At 60.2% G+C, this 18,724-nt stretch carries 14 protein-coding genes; 9 read left to right on the top strand and 5 right to left on the bottom strand.

Features of this window, described 5'->3' with window-relative positions; translation table 11 throughout:
• The first annotated feature begins 116 nt into the window (after positions 1-116).
• Positions 117-2,525 carry a hybrid sensor histidine kinase/response regulator gene (locus tag BUC40_RS00900; RefSeq protein ID WP_073261699.1) on the top strand — a complete coding sequence of 803 codons (2,409 nt, stop codon included), beginning with the start codon at positions 117-119 and terminating at the stop codon, positions 2,523-2,525.
• 53 nt (positions 2,526-2,578) lie between these two features.
• Here BUC40_RS00900 and BUC40_RS00895 read toward each other — a convergent pair whose 3' ends face one another.
• Entirely contained in the window at positions 2,579-3,340 is a 762-nt protein-coding gene (locus BUC40_RS00895) for an OBAP family protein (RefSeq protein ID WP_073261697.1), read from the bottom strand.
• Between the two features lie 52 nt (positions 3,341-3,392).
• The gene (locus tag BUC40_RS00890; RefSeq protein WP_073261695.1) at positions 3,393-3,902 is read right to left on the bottom strand and encodes a DUF4142 domain-containing protein; all 510 of its coding nucleotides are present in this window, start codon (positions 3,900-3,902) and stop codon (positions 3,393-3,395) included.
• A 738-nt stretch (positions 3,903-4,640) separates the two neighbouring features.
• Here BUC40_RS00890 and BUC40_RS00885 point away from each other — a divergent pair.
• From BUC40_RS00885 to BUC40_RS00875, 3 genes are all read left to right on the top strand, one after another.
• Positions 4,641-5,522: a manganese catalase family protein gene (locus tag BUC40_RS00885; protein WP_073261693.1), complete on the top strand. Its 882-nt coding sequence runs from the start codon at positions 4,641-4,643 to the stop codon at positions 5,520-5,522.
• 328 nt (positions 5,523-5,850) lie between these two features.
• A complete protein-coding gene (locus tag BUC40_RS00880; RefSeq protein ID WP_073261691.1) occupies positions 5,851-7,227 on the top strand; it encodes an iron-containing redox enzyme family protein in 1,377 nt (458 codons plus the stop codon).
• A gap of 16 nt (positions 7,228-7,243) precedes the next feature.
• Positions 7,244-8,197, top strand: a complete 954-nt coding sequence (locus tag BUC40_RS00875; RefSeq protein WP_073261689.1) for a methyltransferase — start codon at positions 7,244-7,246, stop codon at positions 8,195-8,197.
• A gap of 44 nt (positions 8,198-8,241) precedes the next feature.
• On the opposite strand, the gene dapC is transcribed toward BUC40_RS00875, so the two are convergent.
• The gene (dapC, locus tag BUC40_RS00870) at positions 8,242-9,438 is read right to left on the bottom strand and encodes a succinyldiaminopimelate transaminase (protein ID WP_073261687.1); all 1,197 of its coding nucleotides are present in this window, start codon (positions 9,436-9,438) and stop codon (positions 8,242-8,244) included.
• 325 nt (positions 9,439-9,763) lie between these two features.
• On the opposite strand from dapC, the gene BUC40_RS00865 reads away from it, so the two are divergent.
• Positions 9,764-11,656: a methyl-accepting chemotaxis protein gene (locus BUC40_RS00865; RefSeq protein ID WP_073261685.1), complete on the top strand. Its 1,893-nt coding sequence runs from the start codon at positions 9,764-9,766 to the stop codon at positions 11,654-11,656.
• A gap of 36 nt (positions 11,657-11,692) precedes the next feature.
• On the opposite strand, the gene BUC40_RS00860 is transcribed toward BUC40_RS00865, so the two are convergent.
• Both BUC40_RS00860 and map read right to left on the bottom strand, forming a co-directional pair.
• Complete coding sequence (locus BUC40_RS00860; RefSeq protein WP_073261683.1) at positions 11,693-14,389, bottom strand: [protein-PII] uridylyltransferase; 2,697 nt, start codon at positions 14,387-14,389, stop codon at positions 11,693-11,695.
• A gap of 37 nt (positions 14,390-14,426) precedes the next feature.
• Complete coding sequence (gene map / locus BUC40_RS00855; protein WP_073263810.1) at positions 14,427-15,227, bottom strand: type I methionyl aminopeptidase; 801 nt, start codon at positions 15,225-15,227, stop codon at positions 14,427-14,429.
• A gap of 263 nt (positions 15,228-15,490) precedes the next feature.
• Between map and rpsB the strand changes: the two genes are divergently transcribed.
• The 4 genes from rpsB to frr all read left to right on the top strand — a co-directional run bounded on the left by rpsB (position 15,491) and on the right by frr (position 18,710).
• Positions 15,491-16,234 carry a 30S ribosomal protein S2 gene (gene rpsB / locus BUC40_RS00850; protein WP_073261679.1) on the top strand — a complete coding sequence of 248 codons (744 nt, stop codon included), beginning with the start codon at positions 15,491-15,493 and terminating at the stop codon, positions 16,232-16,234.
• Between the two features lie 128 nt (positions 16,235-16,362).
• Entirely contained in the window at positions 16,363-17,226 is an 864-nt protein-coding gene (tsf, locus tag BUC40_RS00845) for a translation elongation factor Ts (protein WP_073261677.1), read from the top strand.
• 186 nt (positions 17,227-17,412) lie between these two features.
• Positions 17,413-18,156 (top strand): UMP kinase, encoded by a 744-nt coding sequence (gene pyrH / locus BUC40_RS00840; RefSeq protein ID WP_042555172.1) that lies wholly within the window; start codon positions 17,413-17,415, stop codon positions 18,154-18,156.
• Complete coding sequence (gene frr, locus BUC40_RS00835) at positions 18,153-18,710, top strand: ribosome recycling factor (RefSeq protein WP_073261675.1); 558 nt, start codon at positions 18,153-18,155, stop codon at positions 18,708-18,710. Before pyrH ends, frr begins: the two co-directional genes overlap by 4 nt.
• The last annotated feature ends 14 nt before the right edge of the window (positions 18,711-18,724 follow it).

The raw sequence follows: 18,724 nt of genomic DNA, 5'->3' as shown, positions 1-18,724 counted from the left end.
GAGAGGTCACCCTCCATAGAGTTGCCAGCATTCATATGTCGAGCCGTGCACGGCGGTATCAACATGAGGGCGTGGGGCCTTCCGGTATCGCGCAACATGGCCATCTGCGGGGCTGCATGCGTTTTTTCCTGATCCTTTTCCTGGCGCTGTGTCCATTGCTGGCCCATGCCGCCGGCCCTGTGGTGTTCGATGAGTACAGCCGCTCACTGTCGCTGGGCGAACACATGGCGGTGTTCGAAGACGTGCGTGGCGACAAAACCATCGATGATGTTACCTCCAGCGCACTGCAGGGCAGCTTTCGCCAGCACGAAAAGGCGGTATTGAACGCCGGTTATTCGCGTTCGGCATTCTGGTTGCGCATTGATCTGCAGTATCAGCCCCGTACGGCGAAAGGCAGCGTCTCCCCGCAGAGCTGGCTGCTAGAGCTGGCCTATCCGCCGCTCGATCATCTAGAGCTATACGAAGAGGGCGCCGATGGCCGCTTTCACCTGAGCCATCGCACCGGAGACGCGCTGCCGTTCTCCAGTCGGGAAATTCGCCAGAACAACTACCTGTTCACTCTCGACTTCCAGCCAGAGCAGGTACGCCGTGTTTACCTGCGCCTGGAAAGCGAGGGCTCGATTCAGGCGCCGCTGAGCCTGTGGTCGCCGGCGGCATACCTGGAGGAGCAGCCCGCGCGCATCTACGTGCTGGGCATCATCTACGGCGTGCTGCTGGTGATGGCGATCTACAACCTGTTCATCTTTATCAGCGTACGTGACACCAGTTACCTGTATTACATCTTCTACATCGCCTCGTTCGCTCTCTATCAGGTGTCGGTCAATGGAGCGGGCATCGAGTTCTTCTGGCCCAATAATCCGTGGTGGGCCAACGCCGCCACGCCGTTCATGATAGGGGCGACGGCGCTGTTCGGGTGCCAGTTCGCCCGCAGCTTTCTGCACACCCGCGAGCACAGCCCCTGGGTGGATCGCTCCCTGCTGGCGCTGATGCTATGGGGCGCCGCCGTGATGGGCTTGGCGCTGTGCGCCAGTTATGCGCTGTCGCTGCGCCTGGCCACCGTATTGGCGTTGGTATTCACCGTCGTGGTGCCAATCGCCGGCGCACTGGCCTGGTGGCGCGGCATGCGGGTGGCACGCTACTTCCTGATCGCTTGGGCGGCGTTCCTGATTGGCGGGCTGGTCAACACCCTGATGGTGCTTGGTCACCTGCCCAACGTGTTCCTGACCATGTATGCCAGCCAGATCGGCAGCGCGATCGAGGTGGCGTTGCTCTCGCTGGCACTGGCCGACCGCATCAACGCCATGAAAGAAGAGCGGGCGCGGATTCTGCAAAACGCCAGCGCCAAGCTGGAAGTGCTCAACCATGAGCTGGCTGACAGCAACCGTCTTAAGGATGACTTCCTGGCCACGGTCACCCACGAACTGCGCACTCCGATGAACGGGGTGATCGGCTCTCTTGAGCTGATGCAGACCCTGCGTCTGGACCCCGAGGTGGAGCAGTACCAGAAGACCGCTACGCGCTCGGCACGGGACATGATGCAGATGGTCAACGACATCCTTGCCCTCACCGAGCTGCAGGCAGGCAGGCTTTATCCGCGGCGCGAGACCTTCAGCCTGCGTGGTTTGCTCGACGGTTTGTGCGCCAACTTCGAAAACCGTGCGCGCGACAAGGGATTAGCCTTCGTGCTGGACCTCGACGAGCGCCTGCCAGACACCGTCGAAGGCGATGGGCAGAAACTGGCGCAGGCTTTGGGCTATCTGCTCGATAACGCCATCAAGTTCACCAGCGTGGGCAATGTCTGCCTGCGTGTGCGCGGCAATGGTCAGGTTTCCCCGGATAGCCTGCCGCTGAGTATCGAGGTGATTGATGCCGGTATCGGCCTGGAAAACGTGCGGGAAACCGATCTGTACCGGCGCTTTCATCAGCTCGATACCTCGATGACCCGCGAGTATGGCGGGCTGGGTATCGGTTTGAGCATTTGCCGGCAGTTGGTCGATTTGCTCGGTGGCAGCCTGGCTTACGAGCCCAATCGCGCCGGCTCCGGTGGCAGTGTTTTCCGTCTGAACCTGGTGCTGAGCCTGCCCACGCAAAAGCTCGATGCGCAGCCGGTGGTTCGTCGCAGTAGCGGCGCGGCGGTGCGCCCGCCCGAGCAGTGCACGGTGCTGGTGGTCGAGGACAACGCCATCAATCAGCTGGTGATCCGCGGCATGCTGCTCAAGCTCGGCTACCGGGTACGCACCGCGGATAACGGCAACGATGCGCTGGAATGCCTGCAGCGCGAAGCCATCGACGCGGTGTTGCTCGACTGTCAGATGCCGGTGATGGATGGCTTCGCCACCTGCCGTGCGCTGCGCCAGCTGCCTGCCTGCGCCGAGTTGCCGGTGTTGGCGATCACCGCCCACAGTCAGTCGGGCGACCGCGAGCGCTGCCTGGCCGCCGGAATGAGCGATTACCTGGCCAAACCGGTGAAGTTCGATGAGCTGCGGGTAATGCTGCACGACTGGGTGCTGTGCCGAATAGCCTGAGGGGAGCCTGGCTGAGCTGCCCTCCGTCTCTGCAGGGGAGAGCAGAGCAGGCATCAATGATGCACGTGCGCCCCTGTTGGGTCCTCGATCTGGAACACCTTGCCTTTCTGCCACGCATCGGCGTCAGGCGCGACCTGTGGCGGCTCGATGTCGGCGCGATTCTGGCGTTTCTTCATGCTGTCGATACCAAAGCGCTGGTCGCGCTCATCGACCATGCGAGGATCCAGCTGGCCGTCGGCGGTGAACCCCATCATCAGCTGCGGCACCCCAAGCGGCAGGCTGTTCTTCTGATCGGTATGCCAGGTGTGCCAGGTGTGCCAGGTCTTGCCGTAGGTGCGTACCAACTTGCGCATCAGCGCATGCTCGGCCGCCTCGGGAATCCCCGGGGCGATCAACTGGCCGGATTTCACTTCATGCACGTGGCTGTGCCACAGCGCCTTTTCGTCCTCGGGCAGTGTGTTGAACAGCTGCTCGCTGATGATGTACTCGACGCCCATCAGCTTCGCTTCCTTGACGTTGCCGTCGTAGATCACGCACTGAATCAGCTCTTCACTGAGAATCGAGCAATAGTGATGCGCTTCCATTTGCGCCTCGGGCCTGCCGTTATAGAAGTGGAAGCCGTCGAGGTAGGCGTTCAGGGCCGCGACCGGCGGCTGCGATTGCAAGGTGGCAGCCCCGGCTTCCAGCAGACGTGTATCGGCTTTGGTGGGCGCACCTTCAATGCCGACATTGGAGTGGCTCTCGGTGCCAATGCAGCCGCTCAACGGCAGAGTCGCCAGCATAGGCAGGAGTATCAGGCCGATTCGCGTAAGCATGATGATCCCCCGTCATGGCTGGGCTCTACGGGTGCCGAGCCCAGCAATTTGATTACTGGCGAGTTTGGTTTTGCAGTTCTTTGGCCATTTCCAGGTGATGTTCCAGCTTCGGCAGGGTCTTCTTCGCCCAGGCACTCACCTCGGCGTCATCGGAGGCTGCGGCTTTCTGATACAGCTCGATGGCCTGCTCATGGGCGACGACCTGGTTGTTGGCGTAAGCCTTGTCGAAGTTTTCGCCATCGCGTACCTGCAGGATCATGGCTTTGGCCTTGTTCATCAGGTCGGCGCCATCGGAAAGTTCGAGGTTGTTCTTCTTGGCGAGGGCCTTGAGCTCATCATTGGCGCGGGTATGGTCGTCGATCATGGTCTGCGCGAATTTCTTCACCTCGGCGTGGCTGCCTTTTTCGAGCGCCAGCTTGCTTGTTTCGATTTCCGCGATCCCTTTGGCCGAAGCCTCCTCGGCAAAGTCGTTGGCGCTGACCTTGTCTGCGGCGTGGGCGAGACCAGTAAGGCCGAGTAGCAGGGCGACGGTTGCGCTGATCAATACACCTGTGCGTTTCATGATGACTCCTTGTTAAGACAAGTCTGCTGGGGATAGAACCATTCGCAAAATTGCGTACTGGTCTGGCCATTAGCAGCTGTCGTAGTTGGAAAGGTTAATGACGCTGCGTTTGTTAAAGCGCTTCGTTAATTACCGAGGAATACAGGGTCTGCCCTTTGTCTGGGTTTGTTTTGCCAATTCTTCTTCGGTAAAGCCCGCCTTGCTTGACAGGTGAAAGTTCGAGAAGGCTTTGCGGGGAAATGTTCGAACTAAAAGATAAGGTCGCGATAAGCGGTATAAAGTGATGGTGTTGTGATAGTGGTTTGTATAAGAGTTGTATGAGAATAAGAAATTGTCTCTTGGCCACCTAATCGCTTCGCTTACTGTCGTTGTTCGCTTCCAGTCTGGATAGCTGTGTAGCCGCTATTCCTGTGTGGCCGGCGCCTTTGTACGGCCTATGCATATTCGCACAGCCAGCTTGGCAGGTTTTTATTTTCCGTGGCTATGATCGATATTCAAAATGTTATCGGTCGCCAAGCCTTGCGTGAAGTTGGTTTGCCAGTAGGTTCATTACATTTCGCCAGTGGCCTGTAAGCGAAACGGCTAACTATGAGTTGAGCTGGAAGTTTGCCGTTTCGGTTGTTTGAAAGTTGGTTTTTTTCTTGAACTAGCGTCGTGCTTTCGTATTCGGTTAATACAAGCCCTCAAGGGCAGGGAGCGATACGGGAAGGGAACTATTACCGGTGAGGAGAGCACTTCATGTTCGTACATAACAAGCGACTGCAATATACGGTGAGAGTCGCCGGGCCTAATCCAGGCTTGGCGAATCTGCTGCTCGAACAATTCGGCGGGCCGCAGGGCGAGTTGGCGGCAGCCATGCGCTATTTCACTCAGGGTTTGGCTGAAGACGACGCAGGCCGCAAAGATCTGCTGCTGGACATCGCCACCGAAGAACTCAGCCATCTGGAGATCATCGGTTCCATAGTCGGCATGCTCAACAAGGGGGCCAAAGGCGATTTGGCCGAGGCGGTGGAGGAAGAAGCCGCGCTGTACCGCTCATTGACCGAGGGCGGCAACGACTCGCACATCACCTCGCTGCTTTACGGTGGGGGCCCGGCGCTGACCAACTCAGCAGGCGTGCCCTGGACGGCGGCGTATATCGACACCATCGGTGAGCCGACCGCGGATTTCCGCTCGAACATCGCGGCAGAAGCACGCGCCAAGATCGTCTATGAGCGGCTTATCAACGTGACCGACGATCCCGGTATCAAGGATGCCCTGACGTTTCTGATGACCCGCGAACTGGCGCACCAGAAATCGTTCGAGAAGGCGCTGCATGCCATCCAACCCAACTTCCCGCAAGGCAAGCTGCCGGGTATGCCTGAATTCACGGGCGTGTACTTCAACCTGTCCCAGGGTGAAGAAGATCGCCGGGGGCCGTGGAACGAGGGCGACCAGTGGGAGTTCGTCGACAACCCGCAGCCGGCGGTCGACGGCGGTGACGGCACTGCGCAGGTGATGCTGCCCGCCAAGCAGGCGGAAACGCTGCTGCAAATGGCGCAGCGCACCGCGTCGGATCCCGCGCTGGATTCGATTACCGGTGCAGATATCGGCTCGGGAGCTGCACGCAAGCCCGAGTGAGGGTCCTGCTCCGCTGCAGGCATGCAGTGGGGCAAGGTAATCGAGCAGCCAGGTGGGCAATGCCCAGCCTGGCTTTTTTATGTCTGAACGGCGGTGTACTGCGCTTGCTGTCACATCTGTTACCTGTGCCGGCTCGGCAAGCGTTACCGCTGATCCCCAAGGTTGAATCTTTTTTCCCGCAGCCTTCTCCCTATTCCATAAGGCCACGATGTGCCGAGACCTGGCGAGCTGGGTTATCGCGACAAGGGCCACCCTAAAAAATGCCTGAGCGTGCTGCGAGTTGATCCTTTCGCAGGCGCTCCTGAACTGCCCACGCAAGGCTTTGACCATGACGACTCTGACGCCGATCTTCACCACGCCCCGCCATAGCTGCAGCCTGCTTCAACGCGGCCCGGCCCGTGATCTCTACGAGCGCCTGCTTCAGCCACAGCTGAGCGAGGGCGCTCTGGACGAGGCGTGCAACTTTCTCGACGCGCAGTTGCAACAAGCACAAGAGCTGCCCTGCGACGTGCCGCTGCGGCCCGAGGCATTGCTGGATTGGATGCGTGATGGCGCGCAGCGCACCACCGAGGCGTACGGGAAGTATCTGCAGGAGCGGCGCCAAGGCGTCCCGAGACGTTACTTCGCCAATCGTGCGCACGCCTTGTACTTTCTGCGTCACGTGGCGCCTACCAAGTTGGTCGACGGCGCTTGGCTGTATGGCCTACTGGCGCATTGGCAGGAGCTGCGCCTGCGGCCGTTGCTGCGTACCTATCTTGAAGAGCTAGGTGACGGCGTTCCAGCCATGAACCACGTGGTGCTCTACAAGCAGCTGCTCTCACAGAATGGTTGTGATGAGTTGGCCGAGCTCGAGGATGGCCACTTTCTTCAAGGCGCTCAGCAACTCGCGCTGGGCCACTTGGCTGACGAATATTTGCCGGAAGTGATCGGCTATAACCTCGGTTATGAGCAATTGCCATTGCACTTGCTGATTACCAGCTACGAGCTGACCGAGCTGGATGTCGACCCGTACTACTTTCAGTTGCACGTGACCATCGACAACGCCAGTACCGGTCATGCGCAGAAAGCCGTGCAGGCGGTGTTGGAGAATCTTCCGGTGGTCGGTGATCGGGACGAGTTCTATCGCCGAGTGATTCGCGGCTATCAGCTCAACGACCTGGGCGTGGGTTCTACCGCAGTGATCGCCGCCTTCGATCTCGAAGATGAGGTTTGCGCGATGCTCGAGCGCAAGCGCGAAGTCGCCACCCAAGTGCACTCGGACTACTGCCGCATCGAAGGGCGCACCGTGAATGAATGGCTCAGCCAGCCGGGTCAGGTGCGCGCCTTCCTCGAGGCCCTGGAGAAACGCGGCTGGATTCGCCGTAACGAAGACCCGCAGAGCAGCCGCTTCTGGCAACTGGTGCAGGGCGAGCGAGCGGCCATGTTCGGGGTGTTCAGCAGCTATGAACAACAGCTATTGCACGACTGGATCGCTGGCAGCTGGGCGCCTCCGCGCACCCGTGGTCGCAACCGTCGCCGCCCAGCGCCTGCCGGCGCCGAGCAGGCTGCAGGTTTGGACGATGAAGCCCAGGCGCTGCATGCCACGTTGCGGGAGATGCCGGTGCAGCAGCAGGCCAGCAAACTGATCGAGCTGATGTCGCCGGCAAGCCATTTCACGCCAGCCGGGCTTTTGGCAACGCGCCTGTTCAACGCTTATCTCCAATAACCTCAGCGGGGCAACGATGCATAGCGAGCAAAACAGCGCACAACAGTCACTCCTGAGCCTCGGCCAAGCGCTGAATAAACAAGGCTATCGATTTATCACCGGTACGCCGCTGACTCACGAGCGCGTCAACGCGCGAGGCGAGAATGCCGAGGCTCATGACCTGCGTGGTGTATTTGGTTGGAGCCGCCCGTTCACGCCAGCTTTAGTGGGCGGCGAGTTGTTCGAGCTGATGCAAGCCGCCGAGATACTTCAACACGATGGCGAGAAGCTATTCAGCGCCGTGCGCTGGGCGAATCTGGACGGCAATCTGTTCGTGCACTCGCGTTACCCGACGCAGCAAACCGACGCCGTATTCTTCGGGCCTGATACCTACCGTTTCGTGCGGGCCATCGATGCGTTTCTCAATACGCCGTCCGCTGTGACGATTTCTCGCGCTGTGGATATCTGCTGCGGCGCTGGCCCGGGAGCGGTGAGCATTGCGTTGGCGCGCCCGGCTGCCGAGGTGCTGGCAGTGGATATCAACCCACGGGCGCTGGAGTTCACGCGTGTCAATGCCGCGCTTGCCAAAGTAGATAACGTCGAAGCCGTGCACAGCGACCTGCTGAAAAACGTCGAGGGCGACTTCGACCTGATCGTCGCCAACCCGCCTTATATGCTCGACGCCGAGGCCCGTGCCTATCGCGATGGTGGTGGTGAGCTGGGTGCAGGGTTGTCTGAAGCGATCGTGGAAGCGTCCATCAACCGCTTGGCGCCCGGTGGCAGCCTGCTGCTATATACCGGCGTGGCGATGACGGCGGCAGGTGATCCGTTTCTGGCTTACGTCAAGCGTAGCCTTGGTGACCGGGCATTGGCCTGGCGCTACGAGGAAGTGGACCCGGACGTATTCGGTGAGGAGCTGCTGAAGCCGGGGTATGAGAAGGTCGAACGCATCGCAGCGGTGGTGCTGACCGTTACCCGACTGGCAGGTTAACGCTATGGCGCTGAGGGCAGTTGCTTGCCCTCAGCAACAGGGTTTTAAGCGCTTTCGATAAAACGACGAATACGTTTTGCAGCTTCCACACATTCGGCTAGCGGTGCCACCAACGCCATACGTACTCGGCCGGCGCCCGGGTTGAAACCAGCCACTTCGCGGGACAGGTACGAGCCCGGCACCACGGTGACGTGCTCTTGCGCGAACAGCCCACGAGTGAATTCGGCATCATCGCCTGGCGTCTTGGCCCACAGGTAGAAGCCACCGTCCGGGCGCTGCACGTCGAGCACGTCACCGAGAATCTCCAGCACAGCGTCGAATTTCTCGCGGTACAGGTCGCGGTTGGCACGCACGTGGTCTTCGTCCTGCCACGCAGCGATACTGGCCAGCTGGGTTTGCACTGGCATGGCGCAGCCGTGATAGGTGCGGTACAACAGGAAGGCCTTGAGAATCTCGGCATCGCCCGCAACGAAGCCCGAACGCAGGCCCGGCAGGTTAGAGCGCTTGGACAGGCTGTGGAACACCACGCAGCGCTTGAAATCGCTACGGCCAAGCTCGGCGCACGCGGTCAACAGGCCGGCTGGCGGGTTTTCTTCGTCGAAGTACAGCTCGCTGTAGCACTCGTCCGCGGCAATCACGAAGTCATACCGATCAGCCAGGGCGATCAGCTTCTTCAGTGTGTCGACGGGAATCAGCGCGCCGGTCGGATTGCCCGGCGAGCAAAGGAACAGAATCTGGCAGCGCTGCCACACCTCGGCTGCTACGGCATCGAAGTCCGGATTGAAGCCGTGTTCGGCCAGGCATGGCAGGTAATGCGGCTGGGTGCCGGCCAGCAGGGCTGCGCCCTCATAGATCTGATAGAACGGGTTGGGGCTGACCACCAGCCCGTTGACATCGCGCTGGGCGACAGTCTGGGTAAAGGCGAACAGCGCCTCACGCGTACCGTTGACCGGTAGCACATGGCGGGCAGCGTCCAGCCAGCCGGCCGGCACCTTGAAGCGGCGCTCGCACCACTGTGCGATGGCCTCGCGCAGCGCCGGAACACCCAGGGTGGTCGGGTAGACCGCCAATTGGTCGAGATTGTCGGTCAGGGCCTTTGCAACAAAAGCCGGCGAGCGGTGCTTGGGCTCGCCAATGGACAGCGCGATGGGCGAACGATCCGCGGCAGGCGTAACACCGGCGAGCAGGGCGCGCAGTTTCTCGAAGGGGTAGGGCTGCAGCTGGGCGAGGGCGTGGTTCATGGCGATCCGACGGGTCCTTTGTAAGGCGGCGACAAAGCCGTGGACACTAGCACGTGGGCGCCGTCAGGAAAATTGCTTATCGACGCGGATAACCTTTGGCGCGTGTCGCTCAAGCATCGAGAACGATTCCTCGGGAAAATGATTGCGTGATCATCAATGCACCGCGAAGAAAGCTGTGCAATGCGGCTCTAGACCCCGCGCTATCTGTACCGCATGAGTCTGTCCATTTGGTCAACTTTGTTGGTATGTCGCTAAAGATGCGCCGCTTTAGGCCGATAAGCTGACCGTAAACCGTCCCCTGCATTTTTCTAGCGAGAGTTCTCTCATGCGCACCCTCAAGTTCAGCCACAAGATCATGCTGGCTGCTTCCCTGGTGGTTATTGCGGCCTTCGCATCCTTTGCGCTGTACAACGATTATCTGCAGCGCACGGCGATTCGCGACAATCTGAATAACTATCTGCACGATGTTGGTCAGGTGTCGACTGGTAACATCCAGCATTGGCTCTCCGGGCGGATGCAGCTGCTGGATAACTTGGCCGAGTCGGTTCAGGACGACAGCTCGCCAGCACCACTGGCGAAAAACCTGCAACACCGCAGCGTGGCGTCTGCTTTCCTGTATGCCTACTACGGCCAGAACGACGGCACCTACACACAGTTTCCGCCCAGCGAACTGCCGGCTGGCTACGATCCGCGTCAGCGCCCTTGGTACAAGAGCGCTGTTGGTGCCAGCGGCCCGGGCCTGACCGAGCCTTATCTGGCAGCCGACCCGCGCGATGGCCTGCTGATCACCATCACTCGTCCGGTCAGCGTTGGCGGCACCCTGCAAGGCGTAGTGGGCGGCGATCTCAAGCTGCAGACCATCGACGACATCCTCAACTCCTTCGATCTGGGCGGCATGGGTTACGCGTTCCTGGTCGACGACAAGGGCACGGTATTCGTGCATCCGGACAAGAGCCTGGTGCTGAAGAAGCTGACCGATCTGTTCCCCGGCGCCGCGCCGCGCCTGGAAGCGGGTCTGCAGAACGTCTCTGCAGCTGACGGCAGTGCGCGCATTGTTTCTTTCCTGCCGGTACAAGGCCTGGCTGGCGTGCGTTGGTATGTCGGCTTGTCGGTCGATGAAGGCAAGGCCTTCGCGGCACTGCGTGAGTTCCGGGTTTCGGCGCTGATGTCGACAGTGATCGGCGTCATCGCCATTCTGCTGTTGCTTGGTGCGCTGATCCGCATCCTGCTGCGTCCGCTGCATGTGATGAGCCACGCCATGGGCGGTATCGCCGAGGGTGAGGGTGACCTGACCCAGCGTCTGAAAATCGACTCCGGCGACGAATTCGGCCAGCTGGCCGGTGCCTTCAACCGTTTCGTTGAGCGTATTCACGAGTCGATCCGCGAAGTGGCTTCGGCCACCCGTGAAGTGCATTCGCGCGTGAGTACCGTGGTGCAGGCGTCCAACGCTTCCATGGGCAACTCCAGCGAGCAGGCGGCGCGTACCGATAGCGTTGCGGCTGCGATCAACGAGCTTGGTGCGGCTGCCCAGGAAATTGCCCGCAACGCTGCCGATGCTTCCGTGCAGGCCAGCGAAGCACGCCGTGATGCCGAAGAAGGCCAGGGCATGGTAGAGCGCACCCTGGGCTCGATGGGCGACCTGTCAGAGAAAATCCAGGCTTCGGGCAATCACATCGAACTGCTGAGCGAGAAGAGCAACGACATCGGCCAGATCCTCGACGTCATCAAGGGCATCTCCGAGCAGACCAACCTGCTGGCGCTCAACGCCGCCATTGAGGCTGCGCGTGCCGGTGAAGCAGGGCGTGGTTTCGCGGTAGTTGCCGATGAGGTGCGTAACCTGGCCCAGCGCACTCAAAGCTCCGCGCAGGAAATCCAGCAGATGATCGAGCAACTGCAGACCGGTGCGCGTGACGCTGTGGCGACCATGAGCGAAAGCCGCCGCTTCAGTGACGACAGCGTGCGTATCGGCGGGCAGGCCGGCGAGAACCTGCGTGGCGTGACCCGCCGCATCGGTGAAATCGACGGCATGAACCAGTCCGTGGCCACCGCAACCGAGGAGCAGACCTCGGTGATCGAAAGCCTGAACATGGACATCACCGAGATCAACACGCTGAACCAGGATGGCGTGCGCAACCTGCAGGCCAGCCTCAGCGCCTGTACCGAGCTGGATCAGCAGGTCGGGCGGCTCAAACAGCTGGTCGACAGCTTCCGGATCTGAAACGACAGCGCGGGCCTTTAGGGGGCCGCGCTGCATTTAGATGCTGATCTGCTGCGGGCTCGGGCTGCTGCTCGCCGAGAGCTTGGTAATGATGGTCTGCTGCAGGCGGGCGCACAGCTCGGGGTCGGACAGCGGCTGGTTGTTGGCGTCGGTGACGAAGAACACGTCTTCTACGCGCTCGCCCAGGGTGGCGATCTTGGCGTTCTGCACGGACAGGTCGAAATCCAGGAAGATGCGCCCGACCTTGGCCAGCAGGCCCGGGCGATCCGGGGCGGTCAGCTCGACCACGGTGACCGGCCGCTGGGCATCGTTGTGGATGGTCACCTGGGGAGCGAAAGCGAAGTGCTTGAGCTGGCGCGGCACGCGACGCTGGATGATGTTGGGGTACTCATCCGGGTGCATCAGCGTATCGATCAGGCTTTGGCGGATCTGCTTGATGCGCTGCGGGTTGTCGCCAATCGAGCCGCCTTCGGCTTCCAGCACGATATAGGTGTCGAGGGTGAACTGGCTGGTCGAGGTAAGAATCCGCGCGTCGTGAATGTTCAGGTTCAACTGCGCCATCGCCGCTACTGTCACTGCGAAGAAATCATGCTGATCCGGCGCGTAGATGAAGATCTGCGTGCCGCCTTCGAACTCGCGCTGCGTGGTTTCCTTCATCAATACCAGTGGGCCGGCGTCGCTCGGGTGCTGAAGAATCGCATCGGTATGCCAGGCTACGTCATTGGCCGTGTGGCGCAGGAAGTAGTCATCGCCCAGTTGCGACCATAGCTGCTCAACATCATCAGGATCCGTGCCCCCTCGCACCAGGGTGTCGAGGGCGGCGCTCTGGGTCAGGCGAATCTGCTCCTCGCGCTCCACTGGGTTTTCAAGGCCGCGTTGCAGCGCCCGCTTGGTTTCGGTGTAGAGCTGGCGCATCAGGCTGGCGCGCCAGGAGTTCCACAGTGTCGGGTTGGTGGCGTTGATATCGGCCACGGTGAGCACGTACAGGTAATCCAGGTGCGTCTGGTCGCCGACGAAGGCCGCGAAGTCGTTGATCACCTGCGGGTCGGAGAGATCCTTGCGCTGTGCGGTGGTCGACATCACCAGGTGGTTTTGCACCAGCCAGACGATCAGGCCGGTGTCCCAGGCGGGCAGGTGGTGGCGATTGCCGAAGGCTTCGGCATCCAGTGCGCCGATCTCCGAATGGTCGCCGCCACGACCTTTGCCGATGTCGTGGTAAAGGCCGGCGAGGTAGATCAGTTCGGGCTTGGGCAGCTCATCGATAAGCTTGCTTGCCAGCGGGAATTTCTCCGCCAGCTCCGGCCACTTGAACTTGCGCAGGTGCTTGATCAGGTTGAGCGTGTGGGCGTCGACCGTGTAGATGTGGAACAGGTCGTGCTGCATCTGCCCGACGATATGGCCGAACTCCGGCAGGTAACGGCCGAGAATGCCGTAGCGGTTCATGCGCCGCAGGTTGCGGTGGATGCCTTGCTCGCACTTGAACAGCTCGATGAACAGGCTGGTATTGCGGATATCGCGGCGAAATTCGTCATCGATCAGGTAGCGATGGTCACGCAGCAGGCGAATGGTGTCGGCACATACGCCGCTGAGTTCCGGGTGCTGAGCCATCAGCACGAAGATTTCGATGATGGCGAACGGCGTGCGCTTGAAGACGTTCGCGTGAGTGACTTCGATGTAGCCGTCGCGCACCTGGAAGCGGCTGTTCAGCGGCTTCGCCGGGCTGCTGTCGCCGGTGCGCAGAATCTCTTCCTCGAAGTGCTGGTTGATCAGGTCGCTCAGCTCGGCGATGGCCATCACCACGCGATAGTACTTCTGCATGAAGCGCTCAATGGTGTGCTTGGTATCGCCTTCGTTGTAGCCCAACAGCTCGGCAACCTTGCTCTGATGATCGAACAGCAGGCGGTCTTCGGCGCGCCCGGCGAGCATGTGCAGGGCGTAGCGCACCTTCCAGAGAAATTCCTGGGACGAGGCGAGCAGGGCGTATTCGCTTTCCAGCAAGAAGCCCTGGCCGACCATCGCGTGCAGGTTCAAGGTGCCGAAATGCCGGCGCGCCACCCACAGGATGGTCTGGATATCACGTAGGCCGCCGGGTGAACCTTTGACGTTGGGCTCCAGGTTGTACTCGGTGTCGTTGTACTTGGCGTGGCGGGCCCTCTGCTCGTCGCGCTTGGCCAGGTAGAACGCCTTGCTCGGCCACATGTGGGCGCTGGCGGTCACCTCCTGCATGCGTTCGCGCAGGTGCTCGGGGCCAGCGATGGTACGGCTTTCCATCAGGTTGGTGATGACGGTCAGGTCGGCGTGTGCCTCTTCGCCGCATTCGGCCACCGAGCGCACGCTCTGGCCGACTTCGAGACCGATGTCCCAGAGCAGGGTGAGAAAGCCTTCGATCGACTCGCGGAAGATTTCCTGATCATCGCTGCCGAGCAAAATCAGCAGGTCGATATCCGAATAGGGATGCAGCTCACCGCGGCCGTAACCGCCGACCGCCAGCAGGGCGATTTCCGCCTCGCTGCTCCAGCTGAAGCGCTTCCAGGCTTCGAGCAGGATCTGGTCGGTGAAGCGCGCCCGGTCCTCGACCAGGCGGCGCACGTCGCGGTTCTCGCGAAAGCGTGCATCGAGCACCTCGTGGGCACGGCGGATGGCTTTCTTGAAGGCGCCGATGGGGCTGGACTTGAGTGCCAGTTCCGCCTGGAACTGGCCGCGATCAAACAACTCGGCGTCTAGCAGCGACATGCGGCGGCCTTCCTTCATCTATAGAGTGATGCTCGTATCAGGCTGAGGTGCGGGCGATGGTGTCGTCGCTGCGCAAGGTAAAGATCTCGTAGCCGTCGGCGGTGACCAGCAAGGTGTGCTCCCACTGGGCGGACAGCTTGCGATCCTTGGTGATCGCGGTCCAGCCATCACCGAGCACGCGGGTTTCCGGGCGGCCCTGGTTGATCATCGGCTCGATGGTGAAGGTCATGCCCTCCTTGAGCTCCATGCCGGTGCCGGCGCGACCGTAGTGCAGCACCTGCGGGTCTTCATGGAACACCGAGCCGATACCGTGGCCGCAGAACTCGCGAACCACCGAGAAGCCGTTTTTCTCGGCATGCTTCTGGATCACTTCGCCGATGTCGCCAAGGCGCGCCCCCGGGCGAACCACTTCGATGCCCTTGTAGAGGCATTCCTGGGTGACACGCGACAGACGTTCGGCCCACTCCGGCACCTTGCCGACATGGAACATGCGGCTGGTGTCGCCAAAGTAGCCGTCCTTGATCACGGTGATGTCGATGTTCATCACATCACCTTCTTTGAGCGGCTTGTCGTTGGGGATGCCGTGGCACACCACGTGGTTGAGCGAGGTGCAGATGGATTTCGGAAAGCCTGGACGGCCTGGCGCTGCGCCGTAGTTGAGCGGCGCCGGGATGGCCTTCTGCACGTCGACGATATAGTTGTGGCAGATGGTGTTGAGCTCGTCCGTGGTAACGCCAGGTTTGACGTGCTCGGCGATCATCTCCAGTACGTCGGCGGCCAGGCGACCGGCGATGCGCATTTTCTCGATTTCGTCGGGCGTCTTCAGGGTGACGGTCATGGTGATCTCGGTAGTTCTGTAAAGAGCGGCATGGTAACAGTTTGCGCCGGCAACCTTGAAGCGCTGGCGCGCAGCGGGGCTGGTGATCAAGAGTATGTCGGCATATAGCCTAAGGTTGGTTTGTGTGGTATAAAACGCGCCGCTTTACGGGGTAGACCCCGAAAGCTTAACCCCACACACGTATCGACACGGTTTCCTGGGTGCCCGCAAGGGTTGGAAATTGGGATGCGTGGAGGCCTAACCCGACTTATCAAGGAACTATCATGTCCCAAGTCAATATGCGCGATATGCTGAAGGCCGGTGTGCACTTCGGCCACCAGACCCGTTACTGGAACCCGAAAATGGGCAAGTACATTTTCGGCGCGCGTAACAAGATTCACATCATCAACCTTGAAAAGACCCTGCCGATGTTCAACGACGCGCTGTCGTTCGTTGAAAAGCTGGCTGCTGGCAAGAACAAGATCCTGTTCGTCGGCACCAAGCGTTCCGCTGGCAAGATCGTTCGCGAAGAAGCTGCTCGTTGCGGCTCGCCGTTCGTCGATCACCGCTGGTTGGGCGGCATGCTCACCAACTACAAAACCATCCGTGCCTCGATCAAGCGTCTGCGTGATCTGGAAGTGCAGTCCCAGGACGGCACCTTCGCCAAGCTGACCAAGAAAGAAGCCCTGATGCGTTCGCGCGATCTGGAAAAACTGGACCGCAGCCTGGGTGGTATCAAGGACATGGGCGGCCTGCCGGACGCACTGTTCGTCATCGACGTTGATCACGAGCGCATCGCGATCACCGAAGCCAACAAGCTGGGCATTCCGGTAATCGGCGTTGTCGATACCAACAGCAGTCCAGAAGGCGTTGACTACATCATCCCAGGCAACGATGACGCCATTCGCGCCATCCAACTGTACATGGGCGCAATGGCTGACGCCGTTGTCCGTGGTCGCAGCAACGCTGGCGGCGCTACCGAGCAGTTCGTCGAAGAAGCCCCGGCTGCTGAAGCTGCCGAAGGCTAAGCGGTAACGCAGAGCATTTAGTGTTATGCGCTGCGCAAAAAGGGGGCTAGGCCCCCTTTTTGCCACTCACAGATTTGATCATCCGTATTGCGGGTGATGGTTGAAGACCTACAAAGAGGATTTTCAAAATGGCAGAGATTACTGCAGCACTGGTCAAGGAACTGCGCGAGCGTACCGGCCAAGGCATGATGGAATGCAAGAAGGCCCTGGTTGCCGCCGGTGGCGACATCGAGAAAGCCATTGATGACATGCGTGCTTCGGGCGCCATCAAGGCCGCCAAGAAAGCCGGCAACATCGCCGCTGAGGGCGCTATCGCCGCTCGCGTCGAAGGTGGCCGTGGTGTGATCATCGAAGTCAACTCGCAGACTGACTTCCTGGCTCTGCAGGACGACTTCAAAGGCTTCGTAAAAGATAGCCTGGATGAAGCTTTCACTCAGAACCTGACCGACGTCGCTCCGCTGATCGCTTCGCGCGAATCCGCTCGTGAAGCGCTGGTTGCCAAGTGTGGCGAGAACGTCAATATTCGTCGCCTGACCGCTGTTTCCGGTGACACCGTTGGTGCTTACCTGCACGGCCACCGCATCGGCGTTCTGGTTGTTCTCAAAGGCGGTAACGACGAGCTGGCCAAGCACGTTGCCATGCACGTTGCTGCCTCCAACCCGGCCGTTGTTTCGCCTGATCAGGTCTCCGAGGAGTTGGTTGCCAAGGAAAAAGAAATCTTCCTGCAACTCAACGCCGACAAGATCGCTGGCAAGCCGGAAAACATCGTCGAGAACATGATCAAAGGTCGTATCAACAAGTTCCTGGCTGAAGCCAGTCTGGTTGAGCAAGCCTTCATCATGGATCCGGAAGTCAAGGTCGGTGACCTGGTCAAGAAAGCCGGTGCTGAAATCGTTTCCTTCGTTCGCTACGAAGTGGGCGAGGGTATCGAGAAGGCCGAGAACGACTTCGCCGCCGAAGTTGCTGCTCAGGTTGCTGCCAGCAAGCAGTGATAGCTGCTTAGCCAGTGCCCCAGAAGAGGCTGCCCGCTCACGCGCGCGGCCTCTTTTTCAAAGGGGATTTTTTTCGAAGCGATGGTGGGTGCCGGTGGCACTCACGGTCGTGAGCGCTGTCGAAGCGCTCGATATGGCGAGTCACTCGGCTCGCAGGTTTTTCTTACGCCGCAGGAGAGAATGGTAATGGCTCAGCAGGTGAGTGGTCGTCAACCGCGTTACAAGCGCATTCTGCTCAAACTCAGCGGCGAGGCCCTGATGGGCTCCGAAGATTTCGGCATCGATCCCAAGGTGCTCGATCGCATGGCCCTGGAAGTTGGTCAACTGGTCGGCATCGGCGTGCAGGTCGGTGTGGTGATCGGTGGCGGTAACCTGTTCCGTGGTGCGGCGCTCAGCGCAGCCGGCATGGATCGGGTCACTGGCGACCACATGGGCATGCTGGCCACGGTGATGAACGCCCTGGCCATGCGCGACGCCCTGGAGCGCTCGAACATCCCCGCATTGGTCATGTCGGCCATTTCCATGGTCGGCGTTACCGATCATTACGATCGCCGCAAGGCCATGCGCCACCTGAAAACCGGTGAGGTGGTGATTTTCGCCGCTGGCACTGGTAATCCGTTCTTCACCACCGACTCGGCCGCCTGCTTGCGCGGTATCGAGATCGATGCCGATGTGGTGTTGAAGGCAACCAAGGTGGATGGTGTGTACACTGCCGACCCATTCAAGGATCCGCATGCAGAAAAATTCGATCGCCTCACCTATGACGAGGTGCTGGATCGCAAATTGGGCGTAATGGATCTGACGGCCATCTGTCTGTGCCGCGACCATAATATGCCGCTGCGTGTATTCAATATGAACAAGCCGGGTGCTCTGCTCAATGTCGTGGTGGGTGGCGCCGAAGGTACTTTGGTCGAGGAAAGTAAAGAATGATCAACGAAATCAAGAAAGACGCTCAGACGCGCATGCAGAAGAGCCTGGAATCGCTGGCCCACGCATTCAGCCGCATCCGCACCGGACAGGCTCATCCGAGCATCCTGGGTGGCGTGATGGTGCCTTATTACGGCGCTGATACCCCGTTGAACCAGGTTGCCAGCGTAACCGTCAAGGATTCGCGCACCCTGCAGGTCGTGGCCTTCGAGCGCAACATGCTGGCGGCTGTGGACAAAGCGATCCAGAGCTCCGGTCTGGGCTTCAACCCGACCAACCTGGGCGAGCTACTGCTGATCTCCATGCCGGCACTCACCGAAGAAACCCGTAAGGGCTTCACCAAGCAGGCCCGTGACGCTGCCGAAGATGCTCGTGTAGCGGTGCGCAACATTCGCCGCGACGCGATGAGCCAGCTCAAGGATCTGGTGAAGGAAAAGGAAATCAGCGAAGACGAAGAACGTCGTGCCGCTGATGATGTGCAGAAGCTGACCGACAAGTTCGTGGCCGAAATCGAAGTTGCCGTGAAGCAGAAAGAAGCGGACCTGATGGCCGTCTGACGGCCAGGAAGTCG

The organism is Phytopseudomonas punonensis (assembly GCF_900142655.1).
GTDB classification, from domain to species: Bacteria; Pseudomonadota; Gammaproteobacteria; order Pseudomonadales; family Pseudomonadaceae; genus Aquipseudomonas; species Aquipseudomonas punonensis.
The sequence above is the reverse complement of the archived record's forward strand: the minus strand, read 5'-3'. Positions and strand labels throughout refer to the sequence as shown.

Excerpts from the sequence above, each read along its gene's own strand:
- rpsB (WP_073261679.1), top strand. The coding sequence starts at position 15,491 with ATGTCCCAAGTCAATATGCGCGATATGCTGAAGGCCGGTGTGCACTTC.
- BUC40_RS00890 (WP_073261695.1), bottom strand. The coding sequence starts at position 3,902 with ATGAAACGCACAGGTGTATTGATCAGCGCAACCGTCGCCCTGCTACTC.
- pyrH (WP_042555172.1), top strand. The coding sequence starts at position 17,413 with ATGGCTCAGCAGGTGAGTGGTCGTCAACCGCGTTACAAGCGCATTCTG.
- BUC40_RS00865 (WP_073261685.1), top strand. The coding sequence starts at position 9,764 with ATGCGCACCCTCAAGTTCAGCCACAAGATCATGCTGGCTGCTTCCCTG.
- BUC40_RS00900 (WP_073261699.1), top strand. The coding sequence starts at position 117 with ATGCGTTTTTTCCTGATCCTTTTCCTGGCGCTGTGTCCATTGCTGGCC.
- BUC40_RS00895 (WP_073261697.1), bottom strand. The coding sequence starts at position 3,340 with ATGCTTACGCGAATCGGCCTGATACTCCTGCCTATGCTGGCGACTCTG.
- tsf (WP_073261677.1), top strand. The coding sequence starts at position 16,363 with ATGGCAGAGATTACTGCAGCACTGGTCAAGGAACTGCGCGAGCGTACC.
- map (WP_073263810.1), bottom strand. The coding sequence starts at position 15,227 with ATGACCGTCACCCTGAAGACGCCCGACGAAATCGAGAAAATGCGCATC.
- BUC40_RS00875 (WP_073261689.1), top strand. The coding sequence starts at position 7,244 with ATGCATAGCGAGCAAAACAGCGCACAACAGTCACTCCTGAGCCTCGGC.
- BUC40_RS00880 (WP_073261691.1), top strand. The coding sequence starts at position 5,851 with ATGACGACTCTGACGCCGATCTTCACCACGCCCCGCCATAGCTGCAGC.
- BUC40_RS00885 (WP_073261693.1), top strand. The coding sequence starts at position 4,641 with ATGTTCGTACATAACAAGCGACTGCAATATACGGTGAGAGTCGCCGGG.
- frr (WP_073261675.1), top strand. The coding sequence starts at position 18,153 with ATGATCAACGAAATCAAGAAAGACGCTCAGACGCGCATGCAGAAGAGC.
- BUC40_RS00860 (WP_073261683.1), bottom strand. The coding sequence starts at position 14,389 with ATGTCGCTGCTAGACGCCGAGTTGTTTGATCGCGGCCAGTTCCAGGCG.
- dapC (WP_073261687.1), bottom strand. The coding sequence starts at position 9,438 with ATGAACCACGCCCTCGCCCAGCTGCAGCCCTACCCCTTCGAGAAACTG.